Here is a 17384-nt window from a genome sequence, read left to right as displayed (position 1 = left end):
GGATTGCGCCCTGTAACGCCGTGTTGGCGGCAACGGGACGCCTATAGTCGTGAGGAGAACTCGGGAAGTCAATTGCATGTGTTACCGCATTGTTACGGCGTGAGTGTTACCGCCGTAACTGATGCGTTTCAGCAGTCAGGCCAGACGTTCCAGGCCGACAAATGGGCAGGCGGCGAGCAGATCGCGCAGGTGGCGGCCGTCGGCCAATTGCAGGTCGGCGGGGGCCAGTTCGGCCAGGGGATAGAGGACGAAGGCCCGGGCCTGCATGTGGTAATGCGGGACCTTGAGCCGCGGTTCGTCGATCAGGCGATCGCCGAACAGCAGGATATCCAGGTCCAGGGTGCGCGGCCCCCAGCGCTCGAGGCGCTCGCGGCCTTGGCCGTTTTCGATGGCTTGCAGCGCGTCCAGCAGTTCGAGAGGCGCGAGGCTGCTGTCCAGGGCGGCCACGGCGTTGGTGTAGCGCGGTTGGCCGGGCAGCAGGGAGTCGCTTTGATAGAAGGCCGAGACTCCCGCTAGTTGGCTGTGTGGCAATTGTGCCAGCGCGTCGATCGCGCTGCGCAATTGTTCCGCCGGGGCAGCCAGGTTGCTGCCCATGCCGATGTAGATGCGTTCCATCGGGTTATTCGCCGGAAGCGCTCGGTGCGCCGGCGGTGGCGCGCTTGCGTTTGGCGCCACTGCTGCGACGACGCTTGCGCGGGCCCGTGCCGGCTTCGTCCTTGCCGCTCAGGTCGCGAATCATGTCGCGGCGACCGGCGTCGTTGGCGTCCTGATAGTCGGTCCACCATTCGCCCAGGCCATCGGTCTGCTCGCCTGCGCTTTCGCGCAGCAGCAGGAAGTCATAACCGGCGCGGAACCGCGGGTTGTCCAGCAACTGGTCGGCGCGCTTGCCGCTGCGACGTGGCAGGCGTTCCTGCATGTCCCAGATTTCGCGGATCGGCATGGTGAAGCGTTTTGGAATGGCAATGCGCTGGCACTGTTCGCTGATCAATTCGTGAGCAGCTTCCTGCATCGCCGGAATCGGCGGCATGCCGCGTTCCTGGAGGCGCAGCACGCGAGCCGGCAGGGCAGGCCACAGCAGCGCGGCGAACAGGAAAGCCGGGGTGACCGGCTTGTTCTGCTTGATGCGCAGGTCGGTATTGATCAGGGCTTCGCTGATCAGCGTGTGGGTGTAGGTCGGGTTGTACTCCAGCGCCTCGGCGCTGGCCGGGAACAGCGGATCGAACAGTTGCAGGTCGACCAGCATCTCGAAGGTGTCGGCGGCATGGCCGGACAGGAATAGCTTGAGCACTTCCTCGAACAGACGTGCCGAAGGGATTTCCCGCAGCATAGGGGCCAGGTCGCGGATCGGCGTGGCGGTGTGTTTCTCGATACCGAAATCCAGCTTGGCGGCGAAGCGCACGGCCCGCAGCATGCGTACCGGATCTTCCTGGTAGCGCTGGCGTGGATCGCCGATCAGGCGGACCAGATGATTGCGGATGTCGTGTACGCCGTTGGCGTAGTCGAGGATGCGCTCGCTGACCGGATCGTAATACAGGGCATTGATGGTGAAGTCGCGGCGCTGGGCGTCCTCTTCGAGGGTGCCGTACACGTTGTCGCGCAGGATGCGCCCGCTTTCGTTGCGCGAGGACTGGTTGCTGTCTTCCTCTTCATCGTTTTGCGGATGATTGGCGCGGAAGGTCGCGACCTCGATGATTTCGCGTCCGAAGTGGATATGCACCAGCTTGAACCGGCGGCCGATGATCCGGGCGTTGCGGAATTCGGCCCGCACCTGTTCCGGCGTGGCGCTGGTGGCGACGTCGAAATCCTTGGGGGTGATATTGAGCAGCATGTCGCGCACGCAACCGCCGACCAGGTAGGCCTGGTAGCCAGCGTTCTGCAGGCGTTCGACGATGTTCACCGCATAACGGCTGAACTGGGCGCGTTGCAGCGAATGTTGGCTGCTGTTGAGCACTTCAGGCGTGCTGCGTTTGTGTTGCGTACGACGCATGGGAGAACGGAATGACTGGAACAACTTCTTCAGCATGGGATGCACTGTTTGAAGGAATGTTCGGCCATAACGAAGAATGACCGCATGATGGGCGGGGATTCTAGCATTTAGTCGGGGGATGGTGTAGGAAGCTGAGGCGAGTCGTGCGCGGAGCTTTGGAGCGCGGGTTGGCGGGGCTTTGCGTGAGTAAAACCGTAATCGCGCAAACCACAAGGGGAGCCGAAGCTCCCCCAGAAGTGTTTGCGTGCTCTATTTTTATTATTGGTTTCGGGCTTCTTGTTTTTGTTTAACGCCCTTGTCACCTGGTTAACCCAGAGTGACCCTCCCAATCGGGAGCCAAGAGCAAACGGATTGCTTTGGTCGCTGTGTTGCGATGATCAATGATCCAACCAGTTCAGGCTCTGCCTTAGGGCAGTTTTTGTTGTTCTCGGCCTGGTTGTGGGGCAAGCCCCAATGACAACGCCTCTCCAAAAGAATCAGTTAGCTGCGCCTCCGCCGTGTTGTTTTTATTGTGCGTGAGTCGATTCGTCTTATTTTTATTGTCTTATGCATTGCTTGTTATTGTTCTTGTACCAAAACATATAGCAGGTGCCGTGCCAACTTTTGCGAGGCCCAGTAAAACAAGGGGTTAGGCGCGGTTCGGAGGTTTCTCCAGGCGAAAAAAAGCCGGGGCTTCGTTACCGTAAGCCCCGGCTTTTGTTACGTGAAATGACTGAGGTAACAGTTTTTTCACAAGGTCGCGTGTTACCTGCAACCCGTTACCGCCGGGCTTCAGCTTTCGCTGGCGACCCCGGTCTTGCGTCGTGGGATACCCAGGCGCTGGCGACGTTCCCACAGGCATTTGCGGCTGACGCCCAGTTTGCGTGCCAGTTCGGTCTCGGTCATGTGGTCCTGGTGTTCGAGGACGAAATGCTGGAAGTAGTCTTCCAGCGACAGGTCTTCGGCCGGCTCGTGGCTGCTGTTGTTGGCGTTGGCGGCCTGGGGCGCCAGGCCGATGAATTCATCGTCTTCCAGATCGCTCAGTTCGATATCGATACCCAGCAGATCCGCGGAGATTTCCGGGCTTTCGCACAGGATGACCGAGCGCTCGACGGCGTTTTCCAGTTCGCGAACGTTACCCGGCCAAGAGTAATGGCGAATGGCTTGCTCGGCGTCCGGGGCGAACTTCAGGTCCGTGCGGCCCACGCGTGCGCTCTGGCGGGCGAGGAAGGCATTGGCGATTTCGTTGACGTCGGCGCCGCGTTCGCGCAGGGCTGGCAGTTTCAGGGCAATCACGTGCAGGCGGTAATACAGGTCTTCACGGAACTGGCCGATCTTGGCCAAGCTCTTGAGGTCGCGGTGGGTCGCGGCGATCAGGCGCACATCGACCTTCTGCGACTGCACCGAGCCGACCCGGCGGATCTCGCCTTCCTGCAGCACGCGCAACAGGCGGGCCTGGGCTTCGAGCGGCAATTCGCCGATTTCGTCGAGGAACAAGGTGCCGCCGTCCGCCGCTTCCACCAGGCCGGCGCGCCCGGCGCTGGCACCGGTGAAGGCGCCTTTTTCGTGGCCGAACAGCTCGGACTCGATCAGGGTTTCCGGAATGGCCGCGCAGTTCACCGAGATCATCGGCGCCTTGGCGCGCTTGGACAGGTTGTGCAGGGCGCGGGCCACCAGTTCCTTGCCGGTCCCGGATTCGCCTTGGATCAGTACATTGGAGTCTGTCGGGGCGACCTTGCGGATCTTGCTGTACAGGTCCTGCATCGGTGGGCAGGAACCGATGATGCCGATTTCGCCGTTGCTGGCGTTAGCACCGGCCTTGTCCGCGCCGTTGCCCGACTTGGTGGCCGGCCGCTCGTTGGGGCTGCTCTGCGCGGTCTGGCGGTCGCGCAGGATGCGCGCCACGGCCTGGAGCATTTCGTCGTGATCGAAAGGCTTGGCGATGTAGTCCACCGCGCCCATCTTCATCGAGTCGACCGCCGAGCGCAGGCTGGCGTAGCTGGTCATGATCAGCACCGGGGTGCCCTGGCCGAGCTTGATCAGCTCGGTGCCGGGGGCGCCTGGCAAGCGCAGGTCGCTGACGATCAGGTCGAACGTGGGAATGCTGAAACGCTCTTGTGCTTCCTGCACGGAACCGGCTTCGCTGACTTGGTACTGGTTGCGTTCCAGCAGGCGGCGCAAGGCGGAGCGGATAATTGTTTCGTCTTCGACGATCAAAATGTGCGGCATTGATTCGATTCTCTCGACGGTCTCAGTTCACAGCGGACGTCGCTTCGACATGACGCGGTAAGGTCACCCGGATACGGGTGCCGCGTTGGCTTTCGGTGTCAGCCGGGCTGTCGATGGTGATTTGTCCATAATGCTCTTCAACGATGGAATAGACCAGTGCAAGGCCCAGTCCGGTGCCTTCGCCCGGATCCTTGGTGGTGAAGAAGGGTTCGAACAGTCGATCCATGATGCTCGATGGGATGCCGCTGCCTTCGTCTTCGACGATCAGGTCGATCGTGTGTTCGCCGGCCTCGCTCTTGACCCGTACAGCGCTGCCCGCCGGTGAGGCGTCGCGGGCATTGGATAGCAGGTTGATCAGTACCTGGGCGAGCCGCTGCGGGTCGCCGTCGACCCAGTGGTCCGGATCGCACAGGTTAAAGAACTGCACTTCGAAATTTCGTCGGTTCAGCGCCAGCAGGCCAATGGCATCCTGCGCGACCTCGGCCAGGCACACGGCTTCGTCGTTGTGCTGGTGGCTGCCGGCGTGGGCGAAGCTCATCAGCGACTGGACGATGCGCGACACGCGCTTGGTCTGCTCGAGGATCTGGCCACTGATTTCGGTGAGTTCGCCGTCCTCTTCGCGCTCTTCGCGCAGGTTCTGCGCCAGGCAGGCGATACCGGTGATCGGGTTGCCGATTTCGTGGGCCACGCCGGCGGCCAGGCGACCGATGCTGGCCAACCGCTCGGAATGCACCAGCTTGTCTTCGAGCATCTGGGTTTCGGTCAGGTCTTCCACCAGCAGCACCAGGCCGCTGTTGCCCGGGGCCAGGGGTTCGTCGATGGCGGCCTTGTGCAGGTTCAGCCAGCGGGTCTGGCCGTCGAGGGCCAGGTGCTGCTTATGCAGATGTTCGTCGGGGACGTTGATGAAGCCTTGCAGCAGCTCTCTCCAGGGATCGGCGATGGTGCTCAGGCGCGAACCGACCACATGCTGCGCCGGAATGCTGGTCAGCTCTTCCATGGCCTTGTTCCACATGAGGATTTCCTGGTCCTTGGCCAGGGAGCAGACGCCCATCGGCAGTTCTTGCAAGGTCTGGCGGTGGTAGCGGCGCAAGGCATCGAGCTCGGCGGCCAGGCCGGTCAGGCGCGAGTGGTAGTCCTCGAGCCGGCTTTCGATGAAGTGAATGTCTTCGGTCACGTAGTTTTCGCCGCCGGCCTTGTAGGGCAGGAAGGTTTCCACCATGTCCTGGGCCACACTGGGGCCCATCAGGCCGGAGAGGTTGGCTTCGATGCGGTCGCGCAAGCGGCGCAGGGCATAGGGGCGACGCTCGTCGAAGGGCAGGTACAGGTCGCGCAGCGCCTGCTCGACTTCCTTCTGCGCGGCCTTGGCGCCCAGGGGCTTGGCCAGCTGGGTGGCGAACTCCTGGGGCGAGGCGGCATGCAGTTCGCGACGTTGTGGCCGGCGCACGTTGTCCACCGCGCAGGCTTCGGCGGCGCTGGCCTCTTCGGAGCTGGCGTTGGTGAACAGTGAAATCAGGGTGAACATCAGGACGTTGGCGGCCAGCGAGGCGATGGCCGCCATGTGCCAACTGGTGTCGTCCAGCACGTAGATCATGTTCAGCAGCGGTATATAGAAGCCCTGCAGGTTGCCGATTAACGGCAGTAGCATGGTCACCAGCCACACCAGTGTCCCGGCCATCAGCCCGGCGATGAAGCCGCGTCGGTTGGCGGTCGGCCAGTACAGCACCGAGAGCACGCCGGGGAGGAACTGCAGGGTCGCGACAAAGGCCACGATGCCGAGGTTGGCCAGGTCCTGCTCGACCCCCAGCAGCAGGTAAAAGGCATAGCCGGCCATGATGATGGCCACGATCAGCGCGCGGCGGGTCCATTTCAGCCAGCGGTAGATGTTGCCTTCGGCCGGTGGCTGATACAGCGGCAGCACCAGATGGTTGAGGGCCATCCCCGACAGCGCCAGGGTGGTGACGATGATCAGGCCGCTGGCGGCGGAAAGCCCACCAATGTAGGCCATCAAGGCCAATGCCGGCTTGTTGGCGGCGATACCGATGCCGAGGGTGAAGTACTCGGGGTTGGTGGTGGCGCCCAGTTTCAGGCCGGCCCAGAGGATCAGTGGCACCGCCAGGCTCATCAGCAACAGGAACAGCGGCAGGCCCCAACTGGCACTGACCAGCGAGCGCGGGTTGAGGTTCTCGGTGAAGGTCATGTGGTACATGTGCGGCATCACGATCGCCGAGGCGAAGAACACCAGCAGCAGGGTGCGCCACGGTCCTTCCTGCAGCGGTGTATGCAGGGCGGCGAGGGCGGTCTGGTTCTGCAGCAGCCAGAGTTCCAGCTGTTGCGGGCCATCGAACACGCCGTACAGGGCATAGAGGCCGACACCGCCGATGGCGATCAGCTTGATCACCGACTCGAAGGCGATGGCGAACACCAGGCCTTCGTGTTTTTCCCGGGTGGCGATGTGCCGGGAGCCGAAGAAGATGGTGAACAGAGTGATCAGTGCACAGAAACTCAGGGCAACCCGGTGCTGCACCGGCTCGCGGGTGAGGATGCCGATGGAGTCCGCGACCGCCTGGATCTGCAAGGCCAGAAGGGGCAATACACCGACCAGCATGATCACCGTGGTCAGCGCGCCGGCCCAGGTGCTGCGAAAACGGAAGGCGAACAGGTCGGCCAGCGACGACAGTTGATAGGTGCGGGTGATTTTCAGGATCGGGTAAAGCAGCACCGGCGCCAGCAGGAAGGCGCCGGAAACCCCAAGATAACTGGAAAGAAAACCGTAGCCGTACTGATAGGCCAGGCCAACCGTGCCGTAAAAGGCCCAGGCGCTGGCGTAGACCCCGAGGGACAGGGTGTAGGTCAGCGGGTGGCGGATGATCGAGCGCGGGATCATGCCGCGTTCGCTGATCCAGGCCACCCCGAACAGCACCAGCAGGTACGCGGCGCTGATCAGGATCATCTGGGTCAGGCTAAAGCTCATCGGCATCTTTTTGGCTCTGCAGGATGAAGGTCACGACGATCAGGATCAGCCAGAGCAGATACGGGCGATACCAGGCGCCCGTAGCATCGATCCACCAATCCATGATGGCGGGGGAGAACAGATAGATCCCCACTACCAGCAGCAGGACCAAGCGATAGATGTACATCTCGGCCTCTCTTTATTGTGTGCGTGCCCGAAAACGTGCGGCGATGGTAACGGATGGGCGCCAACCTGCAAGGGGCGTCAGGGTATTTGCGCCTCGGGCACGCTCAGTGTGCGTGGGATCAGTAAAGCATCCCAGTGTTCGATGCCCCAACTCAGCACTTCCCGAGGGCTGGCATGGACCATTTCGCTGTCGGTTTTCTGCCCCAGGGCGCGCAAGGCGCGCAGCAGCAGTGGTGTGGCCTGGTCCGCGGCCAGCGGCGGGGAACGGTAGGATTTGCCCAGTTTATGCCCATCCGGCTGGGTGATCAGCGGCACATGCAGGTAACGCGGCTGCGGCAGGCCGAGCAGCTCCTGCAGGTACAGCTGGCGGGGGGTGGAGTCCAATAGGTCGGCGCCGCGGACGATATCGGTCACCCCTTGCCAGGCGTCGTCGAGCACCACCGCCAGTTGATAGGCGTAGAGACCGTCGCGGCGGCGGATCACGAAGTCGCCGACATCCCGCCCCAGATGCTGGCGGAATTCGCCCTGGACCCGGTCGGTGAAGCGATATTCCAGCTCCGGCACGCGCAAGCGGATGGCGGCATCTTCCTGGCTGTGTCCGGCATTGCGGCACAGGCCCGGATAAATGCCGTGGTAGGGCTCCAGTTGCTTGCGCGAGCAGGTGCAGGCGTAAGCCAGGCCCTGGTTGAACAGGCGGTCGAGGACTTCGGCGTAGGCCGCGTGCCGCTCGCTTTGACGGACCATTTCGCCGTCCCACTCGAAGCCGTAGCTTTCCAGGGCCTTGAGGATAGCTGCCTGGGCGCCGGGCTCTTCCCGAGGCGGATCAAGGTCTTCCATGCGCAACAGCCAGCGGCCGCCAACGGCGCGGGCATCGAGGTAGGAGGCCAGGGCGGCGACCAGCGAGCCGAAATGCAGGTGCCCGCTGGGGGTTGGGGCGAAGCGCCCGATGTAGGAAGAGGTCGAGGTATTCATGGGCAGGATGTTACTTGGTCTGATCCCCTGGGAGTGAAGCTTGCTCGCGATAGGACTTCAGGGGCTTACACGGCGGAAACAAAAACGGAGCGTTCGCACGCTCCGTTTTTCGTTCAAGCTGGCGATTACTTGCCGACTTGTTTTTCCTTGATTTCCGCCAGGGTCTTGCAGTCGACACACATGTCGGCGGTAGGACGGGCTTCCAGGCGGCGAATACCGATCTCGACGCCGCAGGATTCGCACCAGCCGTATTCTTCGTCTTCGATCAGTTGCAGCGTCTTGTCGATCTTCTTGATCAGCTTGCGCTCACGGTCGCGGGCGCGCAGTTCCAGGCTGAATTCTTCTTCCTGGCTGGCACGGTCGGCCGGATCGGGGAAGTTGGCTGCTTCGTCTTTCATGTGATCAACAGTGCGGTCGACTTCCTGCATCAAGTCCTGTTTCCACTTGTTCAGGATCTTGGTGAAGTGCTCGCGCATGGGCTTGCCCATGTACTCTTCGCCCGCGGTTTCAACATAGGGCTCGAAGCCGCTGATCGATTGATTCTGTTGCTTTGCTTGGGTGGGCATGAAATGGACCGCCTCTACTCATGTAATCCATTGCGCAGGATTGCTCCATCACCGACACATGCCGGCCCTGCGACTGCAAGCGGGCGAACTTACCAGATCAAATCGGACGGCGCTACTCCCGGTTGTCGAGCCCGCGTCCCGCGGCGCTTGCAAAGGTCGATGCCGCCCGACCTGGTCTGTTCGGGGGCCTGGTCAATTAATGATTTTAGCCAAGCCTGGGCCTGCTGTCGGCCTTCTTTAATGAAGGGATGGCGGGTGCTCGAAGGCCTTGGGCTCTCCCTTGTCTTCGGGGTTGGGTAGAATCGGTTTTTTGCTCACTTCAATGAAGGAAGGCTAATGGCTCAGCCCTACAGTGCGCGCAGTCGCGCTATCGAACCTTTCCACGTGATGGCCCTGCTGGCCCGCGCCAATGAGCTGCAAGCGGCCGGGCACGATGTGATTCACCTGGAAATCGGTGAACCGGACTTCACCACGGCTGAGCCGATCATCAAGGCCGGGCAGGCCGCCCTGGAGGCGGGCAAGACCCGCTACACCGCCGCCCGTGGGATCCCTGAGCTGCGCACGGCCATCTCCGGTTTCTATCGACAGCGCTACGGGCTGGACATCGACCCCGAGCGCATCATGATCACGCCCGGTGGTTCCGGTGCGTTACTGCTGGCCAGTAGCCTGCTGGTCGACCCAGGCAAGCACTGGCTGCTGGCCGACCCGGGCTACCCCTGTAACCGGCACTTCCTGCGCCTGGTGGAAGGCGCGGCGCAATTGGTGCCGGTCGGACCGGACGTGCGTTATCAACTGACGCCGGATCTGCTGGAGCGTTACTGGGATCAGGACAGCGTCGGCGCCCTGGTGGCATCGCCGGCCAACCCCACCGGGACCCTGCTCACCCGCGACGAACTGGCGGGGTTGTCGGCCGCGGTGAAGGCGCGTAACGGCCATCTGGTGGTGGACGAGATCTACCACGGCCTGACCTACGGCTGCGATGCCGCCAGCGTGCTGGAAGTCGATGACGGCGCCTTTGTCCTGAATAGCTTTTCCAAATATTTCGGCATGACTGGCTGGCGCCTGGGCTGGCTGGTGGCGCCGCAGGCGGCGGTCGGCGAGTTGGAGAAACTGGCGCAGAACCTCTATATCAGTGCCCCGAGCATGGCCCAGTACGCCGCTCTGGCCTGCTTCGAGCCAGACACTATCAGCATCCTGGAAGAGCGCCGCAACGAGTTTCAGCGGCGCCGCGATTTCCTCTTGCCAGCCCTTCGCGAGCTGGGCTTTGGCATCGCCGTGGAGCCGGAAGGGGCGTTTTATCTGTATGCCGATATCAGCGCTTTCGGCGGCGATGCCTTTGCCTTTTGCCGGCACTTCCTCGAGACCGAGCATATTGCCTTTACCCCGGGGCTGGATTTCGGTCGCCATCAGGCCGGGCACCACGTCCGGTTCGCCTACACCCAGAGCCTGCCACGCCTGCAGGAAGCGGTGGAACGGATTGCCCGTGGCCTGCGGAGCTGGCAAGGCTGATGCGTTTTCATCCTCCCCTCGAAGAAGGTCGCCTGGTCCGTCGTTACAAGCGTTTTCTCGCCGATATCGAGACCATTGGCGGCGAGTTGCTGACCATTCACTGCCCCAACACCGGCTCCATGTTCAATTGCATGGTCGAGGGTGGGCAGGTCTGGTTCAGCCGTTCCAATGACCCCAAGCGCAAATTGCCCGGGACCTGGGAAATCAGCGAAACGCCTCAGGGGCGGCTGGCTTGCGTCAACACGGCGCGGGCCAACACGCTGGTGGAAGAAGCCCTGCGCGCCGGGGTGATCACTGAGTTGAATGGTTTTACCGCGCTCAAGCGGGAAGTGTCCTACGGCCAGGAAAACAGCCGTATCGACTTCCGCCTGGACTACCTGGACGTCCCGGCGTTTGTCGAGGTCAAAAGCGTCACCCTGGGCTTCGACGGCTCCGCGGTTGCGGCATTTCCGGACGCGGTGACCCAGCGTGGCGCCAAGCATTTGCGGGAGTTGGCCTGCCTGGCGCGTGACGGTATCCGGGCGGTGCAGTTGTATTGCGTCAACCTGTCGGGTGTCGAGGCGGTGCGACCGGCCGAAGAGATCGACCCCGGTTATGCCGCAGCGCTGCGTGAGGCGGTGGCGTCCGGGGTCGAGGTACTGGCCTACGGAGTAAGCTTGACCGCCGAGGAAGTGTGCATCGACCGTCGTCTGGACGTATTGCTCAACGGCTAGATCTGAACCCAGACGCCCTGGCTGTCTTCCCGGCAGGGGATGGCCGTCAGGGATTGCCCGGCACAAGGGCCGGCCACGCATTCGCCGTTTTCGATCAGAAACAGCGCGCCGTGGGTGGCGCACTGAATCAGGCTGGCGCTGGGATCGAGGAACTGATCGGGCTGCCACTCCAGGGCGACCCCACGATGGGGGCAGCGGTTGGTGTAGACGTAGACCTGTCGATCGCGGCGCACCGCGAAAAGTGGCTGGCCTTCGAGGTTGAAACCTCGGCTGGAAGCCTCCGGCAGATCGCCGGGGGCGCAAAGAAACTTCATGTCTATCCTCGTAACCGACGGCTCTGGGCTCAGGCTGTCACAGTTTTCCTGCGGGCGCTTGATGAAACATGTCTGTGCTTGACGGTCAAATGCAAACAATTATCAAATAGCCTCTTCGCTCGTGGGGCGCTTGCTCATTTCGATGCCTGGGTTGCAGGGCATGTCACATGCACGGCGGCTTCCGTGGGCCCACTCTCTGAAGGAATACCTTTATGCGTTCGAGTGCCCGCGCAATCGCGCTCTGTGTCGGACTTCTGGCCAGTCATGCCGCTGCGGCGGCCGAGTTACCACAACGCTGGGTAAGCGCCGGCGGCGCCCTGTCCGAATGGGTGAGCGCGCTGGGCGCCGAGTCGAAGCTGGTGGGCGTGGACACCACCAGCCAGCATCCCGAATCCTTGAAAAAGCTGCCGAGTATCGGTTATCAGCGCCAGCTGTCGGCGGAAGGCATTCTCAGCCTGCGTCCGCAGATTCTGGTGGGTACCGAAGAGATGGGGCCGCCGCCGGTGCTCTGGCAGGTGCGCAGCGCCGGGGTGCAGGTCGAGCTGTTCTCGGCCCAGGCCGACCTGCCGACCCTGCAGGGCAACCTGCAGCATCTGGGCAAGTTGCTGGGCAGCGAAGACAAGGCGACGCAACTGTTCGAGCAATATAAGCAGCAACTGGATCAGCAGCAGGCCTGGGTCAGCCAGGCCCGGAAAAAGCAGGCGCCGCCGGGTGTGCTGCTGTTGCTCGGGCATGCGGGTGGCAAACCTCTGATTGCCGGCAAGGACACCGCTGCCGACTGGCTGTTGCAGCAGGCGGGTGGACGCAATCTTGCCACCCACACGGGTTACAAACCCTTTTCCACGGAGTCGTTGGCCGAACTCAACCCTGACGTGCTGGTGTTTGCCGATCGCAGCCTGAGCGGTGAGACGGCCCGCGCCGCGCTGTTCAAGCAGGGTAACCCTATTTCTGTTACAGACAGAGCGCCTATGATTCATTAGCTTAGAGAGAAAGGATCTCTCAGTACTCAATGAGTGGTATGAACCATGAGGCTACTGTTCACCGATAACAGTTTCGTTCTGCTAACACAGCCTTATATTGGAATTCCTTTCCTGCTGGACGGGCAAATGGAGTTGGTAGAGCCGGCAAACGATTACCTTATGTATCTGGCGCTGGAACGAGGCAAGACGCGTAGCCCCAAGACATGGAGAAATCACGGCGAGGCACTGTACGACTACTTCTCATGGCTGGAGGCAAACGCCCTCGATTGGGCTCATGTCCCTATCGCGGGGCACGCTCGATCCGCCGTAAGCAATCTTGCCGCGTACCGGAACTGGTCAATCTCCCTGACAAGTCCATCAACGGGCTTGAGGGCCATAAAACCGAGCACTGTGAATCAGCGCCTGACATGCCTCATGGGGTTCTATCAATGGGCGCATAAACAAGGCCGCATTAGCTCCGTTCCTTGGGATGCCTCACCGAAATTTGTTGCCGGGAACAATCAGGGCTTCTTGAGGCATGCACACGCAGCCAAGGTGACAGATGGCGACGACCTTCGGCTGAAGGTCTTTCGCGAGCCGCCTAAACTTCTGTCGCTTGAACAAGCCAAGCTCTTGATTCAGGCATGCACAAATAAAACGCTTCGATTGATGACGGTGCTGATGCTTCAAACTGGCCTTCGCAATGAAGAATGCAGGACATTTCCTACCAAGTATGTTTTTGACCCGACAGGGCTCGATGTACGGAAGCGCATTCGTGTTGATCTCAGCCCATCGGACATGCTGCTGAAGAATTCAAAACCTAGGACAGTCTTCATCGGTTGGCACGTTATGCGGGAGCTTTTCGACTATCTGAGCTTCGCTGAGGGAGCATTCAGGGCCAAGGCTGGTCGCACTACAAGCCGCTCTGGGATTCAACTCGTTTTCTTAAACAGAGATGGTCATCCTTTCAGTGAAAAAGGCTTGAACAATGCGTACAGACGACTTTGGTCGGGAAAAAAACCTCGCGTAATGTTCAAGGTTACCCCGCACATGCTGAGACACACCTTTGCTACTTTCGAACTACTCCACCAGTCGCAGCGCACGGCCATGGGGCAAGCGCTTGCCTGGGTTCGAGATCGACTGGGCCACAGCAGCGTCCAAACGACTAGCATCTATCTTCACTGTATTGATCTCATGGAAAACTCGGAACTGAATACATATCAGGAAGAGTTGGACTTGCTTGGGAGTGCACATGGCTAGACCCAGAAAAAGCTATGGCATGCAGCCAGAAACCATCATCTCGATTGAAACAGCAAAAAAACCACTTGGTGACATGACGATTTGCGTGGGAACGAGGGTGTTCGACTTCGCGCAGTGGGTATCGGTGCCGGGAGCGATCGAGCCAGCCACAAGACAATTGCTCTCACGTCAGTTGTACGAGGCCGTCCACGAAATCCAATCGTCGGGGGTCAGCCAAGCGACCGTACTGAACCTTTGTGCCTCTGGTATGCGTTACTGGTTCAAGTACCTCGACGCTGAATCGGGTAAGGGGCGCGTCATAGGGTGCCTCGCCGACATAATACCGCGCACAGTTGAACGCTACACGGAATGGCTGAAGAAACAGCCAGCAAGAGGTAAGGGAACAATCTCAGTCACATCGGCGCGGGCCATCTACAACACAACAAAAACAGTCTTGATGAACCGTGTTCGCGCTGGGCAACTCGGGATTGGCGTGTTTCCCCAAATCCCATTTCCGAACGCAGACAGAGCGTATGTTGGTCATCAGGCATTCACGCAGGGCGAGATCGAGCGCTTGCTGATAGCGCTCCTGAAGGACTTAGACATGATCCGCTCCGGTAATTTGCCTGGTGGGAGCGAGGCCGCAGCTATGACGGTCTACCTTTTGCTGATCGCTGCCAGAAGTGGTCGCAATCTCACGCCACTACTGGAGATGAGCAGAGATGCGATTACCGATCACCCGCTCAAGCCTGACATGGGCGTGCTCCAGTTGTATAAGCGTCGAGGCTTCAAGATTCACCGCCAAGCCTTTCGCTACCACTCTATCGATGATGAGTCCGCGTCCGTACCGAGCGATGTGGTCACCCTGTACAGGGAAGCACTAGCCCGATCTTTTCCGTTGCTAGAACTCGCGCCGAAGGTCATGCAAGACCGTCTCTGGATTTACCGCGCCAGGGATAAAGGCGTGACGACCCTCAACGCCTCCAATATTGACCAACAAGCCATTGCACTCGTGGCCCGTCATCAAATTTTTAGCGATAGGAAAACATCGAGCGGTCAGCCAGAGCTACTGAAGGTCAACGTATCGAGGCTACGAAAAACCTTTGCAACGCGAATATGGCAATTGACCAACGGAAACTTGTTCAAGACGGCTCAGATCCTGGGTAACAGTCCGCGCATGACTGATAGCCACTACTTGGCAGTCACGCCTGAGATGGAGCGCAATCACAAATTCGTTGGTCGAATTCTCGAAGGCGTCATGACCGGCCAAGTGAACGAGCAGAGCATTCGCGATGACTTATCTGCTCAGCTATCCATAGAGCCTGAAAAAGTTGATCTGCTACTGAGCGGCGCACTAAATACAGGTGTTGCGCGTTGCTCAGATCCAATCAATGGCCGTTTTGCTCCAAGAAACGGCACCACCAACTGTCAGCGCTTTCTCCATTGCTTTCGTTGCCCAAATCAGGTCGTAATCGAATCAGACCTGTACCGTCTGTTCAGTTTTTACTGGCTCCTGATCAAAGAGCGCGGGCTGCTTGGCAAATCGCGCTGGAATTCCGTCTATGCGTGGGTGATCCGGGTCATCGACAACGATATAACTCCCCGTTTTGATCCGGCTGTAGTTGAGCATGAGAGACGCCGAGCCCTCGCTACGCCTCATCCAATGTGGCGAGATAGGACTTTTCTTGGAGGTGATGAATGAATGCTGCTAATGCAACGATAGCCAGGCCGCCTTGTGCAGTTCTGAGAAATATCGCTGTTGAGGATCGAAATGATCTTGCCGTTACATACATTGCCGGCGAAAACGGTAAATCGATGCCGCTTTCGAGGTATGAGAGCAACATATGGGACTTTTCCCCGTACGTCCTCAACAAAAACACATCAAACCTCTATATAAATTTCGACCACCCGCTTTCCGATGAAACGAGATCAACCGACGAAGCGGAGACTGGTTTGCTGATAGCCGCTAAATCTTTTATATATACCCGCTGGCTCGCCAAGTCGCCGCGATCAACAAAGCATATAAAAGCCGCAACACTAATTTCGTGCTGGACGAGCGTGAAGCCACTTCTTCGCTGGATGTGCGGGCAATCCATCACGGGATTCGACGAACTAACCCCTGTGCGATGTGCTGCGTATGCGTCCTATGTAAGCGCAGATAAGTCTGTTAAACAGAGACAAAAAGTTGCACAATTAGAAATTCTCGAATTGATTTACGCTTTTAGAGCGCATCTGCCCAAACCAATGAATGAGCATCCATGGCCAGAGGAGACTGCGTTCAGTCTTGCGGGGGCTCGACGTACAGATGGTATGTATGATGTTAGAACTGAAATCATTCCAAAGCGCTTATATGCCGATCTTGGGCGAAAATCAATAGAATTCATAGAGCGTGAATCAGATCGAATTTTGCATATCTGGAATACTTTCCATTCGTTTTATTCGCATGAGATTGAGCTTGCTCAATATCATGCGAAGGTGAGACTGAAAGCAGGCGAGAAGGGCTCCCACCAGACACATGAAACCGTCTCTTATGATATTGCGAGGGCAAGGGCACTTTCAAAAACCAAGCAATTACTTGACCTTAACGGACTGCGATATCTTACTGATCTTGATGATGAGGTTAAGATTCTTCGTACTTGCTGCTACATTGTCATTGCCATGTTTAGCGGTATGCGGGATTCCGAAATTATTTCATTGAAAGACAACTGCTTTGAGCGCTCATTTGATATGGACGGCGAAGAGTATTGCTGGATTCATGGGCTCACATACAAACTTGAAGAACAGCCAAAGCCTGCAAAGTGGATGGTTCCACCTGTCGTCGAAAAGGCTATTAATGTGGCAGCCGGGGTGCGGAAATCTCTGGTGCCCTACATCGAAAAAAGAAGATTGTATCTGTCCGAAGTAGCCAGAGACGAAATGGTGAAATCGAAAATCATAAATGACGCCGCTCTTTTGGAGAGCAGCCTTTTTCTTGGTTGGAAAGCGCTTGGCACAAGGCCTGAATTTCTACAGAACGTACTAACAAATAAACTGCTCAAAAAGGTGGCAGAGCGTTTTGAACTGATAGTGTCGAGTGATGACTTGACTGAGGTTATTGATCGCGCTGTTATAGTTCCTGGGAAACTGTGGCCCCTCGCAACACACCAGTTCCGGAGGACATTTGCTGTCTTTGTCGCTAGGAACGTACTTGGCGATGTTCGGTATCTGCGACACCATTTCAAACATTGGTCAATGGATATGACTCTGCACTATGCAAAAGACCCGCTATTTGATGACACGCTTTTTGAATCCGTATTGTCAAAAAGGGACGAATTGCAGGTAAGTATCATCTCTGGCTGGCTAGCTCCAAGCCAGAAGCTCTCTGGCGGCAGGGCTGACCATATCGTGCGCTTCAGAGGGCGATCCGAGGTGAAGACAGCAAAAGACCCTAAAGCTCTGGTCAGGGCTGTTGGCGAAGGTGTTTTTATCCGTGGCACCGGCCACTCTTGGTGTTTGGCAACGACTAAGGGATGCGGCGGGGAGGGGCTTTACGATGCGATTCGTTGCGTTGGCTGCGGTGAGGGTGTCATCGACCAGGGACACTTGCTCATATGGCGGCGCATTAGAGATCAGCAGGCTGAGGTGCTCTCATGGCCAGATCTTGGCGATCCGGCCTGGGAGCGAGCCACAACGCACTTGCGAGAGGCAGAGCGGGTGCTAGGCGAACTTGGAGACCCAGTTGAGCCGTATCCCTTGCCAGAACGTCCATCGCGTCTCATACCAGCAGTAGAGGCGGTGTAGC

13 protein-coding genes and 1 pseudogene are annotated in these 17384 nt (G+C 59.0%); 6 read left to right on the top strand and 8 right to left on the bottom strand.

Features of this window, described 5'->3' with window-relative positions; genetic code table 11:
• Positions 1-135: 135 nt before the first annotated feature.
• The 7 genes from folK to dksA all read right to left on the bottom strand — a co-directional run bounded on the left by folK (position 136) and on the right by dksA (position 8869).
• A complete protein-coding gene (folK, locus tag H0I86_RS26980) occupies positions 136-615 on the bottom strand; it encodes a 2-amino-4-hydroxy-6-hydroxymethyldihydropteridine diphosphokinase (protein WP_009045658.1) in 480 nt (159 codons plus the stop codon).
• Positions 616-619: 4 nt separating this feature from the next.
• On the bottom strand, positions 620-2023 hold the full coding sequence (locus H0I86_RS26975) for a polynucleotide adenylyltransferase PcnB (protein WP_180922821.1): 1404 nt from the start codon (positions 2021-2023) through the stop codon (positions 620-622).
• Between the two features lie 735 nt (positions 2024-2758).
• Positions 2759-4195: a sigma-54-dependent transcriptional regulator gene (locus H0I86_RS26970; RefSeq protein ID WP_180922820.1), complete on the bottom strand. Its 1437-nt coding sequence runs from the start codon at positions 4193-4195 to the stop codon at positions 2759-2761.
• A 22-nt stretch (positions 4196-4217) separates the two neighbouring features.
• A complete protein-coding gene (locus tag H0I86_RS26965) occupies positions 4218-7172 on the bottom strand; it encodes a sensor histidine kinase (protein ID WP_180922819.1) in 2955 nt (984 codons plus the stop codon).
• Positions 7156-7332 (bottom strand): hypothetical protein, encoded by a 177-nt coding sequence (locus H0I86_RS26960; protein ID WP_003176118.1) that lies wholly within the window; start codon positions 7330-7332, stop codon positions 7156-7158. The genes H0I86_RS26965 and H0I86_RS26960 overlap by 17 nt, the downstream gene beginning before the upstream one ends.
• 77 nt (positions 7333-7409) lie before the next feature.
• A complete protein-coding gene (gene gluQRS, locus H0I86_RS26955; protein WP_180922818.1) occupies positions 7410-8303 on the bottom strand; it encodes a tRNA glutamyl-Q(34) synthetase GluQRS in 894 nt (297 codons plus the stop codon).
• A gap of 125 nt (positions 8304-8428) precedes the next feature.
• Positions 8429-8869 (bottom strand): RNA polymerase-binding protein DksA, encoded by a 441-nt coding sequence (gene dksA / locus H0I86_RS26950; RefSeq protein WP_007924645.1) that lies wholly within the window; start codon positions 8867-8869, stop codon positions 8429-8431.
• A 336-nt stretch (positions 8870-9205) separates the two neighbouring features.
• Here dksA and H0I86_RS26945 point away from each other — a divergent pair, with 336 nt between their 5' ends.
• Together H0I86_RS26945 and sfsA are read left to right on the top strand one after the other, a co-directional pair.
• Positions 9206-10378, top strand: coding sequence for a pyridoxal phosphate-dependent aminotransferase (locus H0I86_RS26945; protein WP_180922817.1), 1173 nt, complete (start codon positions 9206-9208; stop codon positions 10376-10378).
• Positions 10378-11091 carry a DNA/RNA nuclease SfsA gene (gene sfsA / locus H0I86_RS26940; protein ID WP_180922816.1) on the top strand — a complete coding sequence of 238 codons (714 nt, stop codon included), beginning with the start codon at positions 10378-10380 and terminating at the stop codon, positions 11089-11091. The genes H0I86_RS26945 and sfsA overlap by 1 nt, the downstream gene beginning before the upstream one ends.
• Here sfsA and H0I86_RS26935 read toward each other — a convergent pair.
• A complete protein-coding gene (locus H0I86_RS26935; RefSeq protein WP_180922815.1) occupies positions 11088-11405 on the bottom strand; it encodes a Rieske (2Fe-2S) protein in 318 nt (105 codons plus the stop codon). The genes sfsA and H0I86_RS26935 overlap by 4 nt on opposite strands.
• 212 nt (positions 11406-11617) lie before the next feature.
• On the opposite strand from H0I86_RS26935, the pseudogene H0I86_RS26930 reads away from it, so the two are divergent.
• From H0I86_RS26930 to H0I86_RS26915, 4 genes and pseudogenes are all read left to right on the top strand, one after another.
• Positions 11618-12370: pseudogene (locus H0I86_RS26930) on the top strand (heme/hemin ABC transporter substrate-binding protein); the annotation flags it as partial.
• 60 nt (positions 12371-12430) lie between these two features.
• On the top strand, positions 12431-13624 hold the full coding sequence (locus H0I86_RS26925; protein WP_180922814.1) for a tyrosine-type recombinase/integrase: 1194 nt from the start codon (positions 12431-12433) through the stop codon (positions 13622-13624).
• The gene (locus H0I86_RS26920; RefSeq protein ID WP_180922813.1) at positions 13617-15305 is read left to right on the top strand and encodes an integrase; all 1689 of its coding nucleotides are present in this window, start codon (positions 13617-13619) and stop codon (positions 15303-15305) included. Before H0I86_RS26925 ends, H0I86_RS26920 begins: the two co-directional genes overlap by 8 nt.
• Positions 15302-17383 carry a site-specific integrase gene (locus tag H0I86_RS26915; RefSeq protein ID WP_180922812.1) on the top strand — a complete coding sequence of 694 codons (2082 nt, stop codon included), beginning with the start codon at positions 15302-15304 and terminating at the stop codon, positions 17381-17383. The genes H0I86_RS26920 and H0I86_RS26915 overlap by 4 nt, the downstream gene beginning before the upstream one ends.
• Position 17384 lies beyond the last annotated feature (1 nt).

This window comes from Pseudomonas chlororaphis subsp. aurantiaca (assembly GCF_013466605.1).
GTDB lineage: Bacteria > Pseudomonadota > Gammaproteobacteria > Pseudomonadales > Pseudomonadaceae > Aquipseudomonas > Aquipseudomonas chlororaphis_I.
Note: the sequence above shows the minus strand (reverse complement) of the source record. Positions and strands in the feature narration are given on the sequence as shown.

What these genes read in the sequence shown, in the direction of transcription:
- H0I86_RS26935 (WP_180922815.1), bottom strand. Translation starts at nt 11,405, where the DNA reads ATGAAGTTTCTTTGCGCCCCCGGCGATCTGCCGGAGGCTTCCAGCCGA.
- H0I86_RS26915 (WP_180922812.1), top strand. Translation starts at nt 15,302, where the DNA reads ATGAATGCTGCTAATGCAACGATAGCCAGGCCGCCTTGTGCAGTTCTG.
- H0I86_RS26945 (WP_180922817.1), top strand. Translation starts at nt 9,206, where the DNA reads ATGGCTCAGCCCTACAGTGCGCGCAGTCGCGCTATCGAACCTTTCCAC.
- gluQRS (WP_180922818.1), bottom strand. Translation starts at nt 8,303, where the DNA reads ATGAATACCTCGACCTCTTCCTACATCGGGCGCTTCGCCCCAACCCCC.
- H0I86_RS26965 (WP_180922819.1), bottom strand. Translation starts at nt 7,172, where the DNA reads ATGCCGATGAGCTTTAGCCTGACCCAGATGATCCTGATCAGCGCCGCG.
- H0I86_RS26970 (WP_180922820.1), bottom strand. Translation starts at nt 4,195, where the DNA reads ATGCCGCACATTTTGATCGTCGAAGACGAAACAATTATCCGCTCCGCC.
- H0I86_RS26925 (WP_180922814.1), top strand. Translation starts at nt 12,431, where the DNA reads ATGAGGCTACTGTTCACCGATAACAGTTTCGTTCTGCTAACACAGCCT.
- H0I86_RS26960 (WP_003176118.1), bottom strand. Translation starts at nt 7,332, where the DNA reads ATGTACATCTATCGCTTGGTCCTGCTGCTGGTAGTGGGGATCTATCTG.
- dksA (WP_007924645.1), bottom strand. Translation starts at nt 8,869, where the DNA reads ATGCCCACCCAAGCAAAGCAACAGAATCAATCGATCAGCGGCTTCGAG.
- folK (WP_009045658.1), bottom strand. Translation starts at nt 615, where the DNA reads ATGGAACGCATCTACATCGGCATGGGCAGCAACCTGGCTGCCCCGGCG.
- H0I86_RS26920 (WP_180922813.1), top strand. Translation starts at nt 13,617, where the DNA reads ATGGCTAGACCCAGAAAAAGCTATGGCATGCAGCCAGAAACCATCATC.
- H0I86_RS26975 (WP_180922821.1), bottom strand. Translation starts at nt 2,023, where the DNA reads ATGCTGAAGAAGTTGTTCCAGTCATTCCGTTCTCCCATGCGTCGTACG.
- sfsA (WP_180922816.1), top strand. Translation starts at nt 10,378, where the DNA reads ATGCGTTTTCATCCTCCCCTCGAAGAAGGTCGCCTGGTCCGTCGTTAC.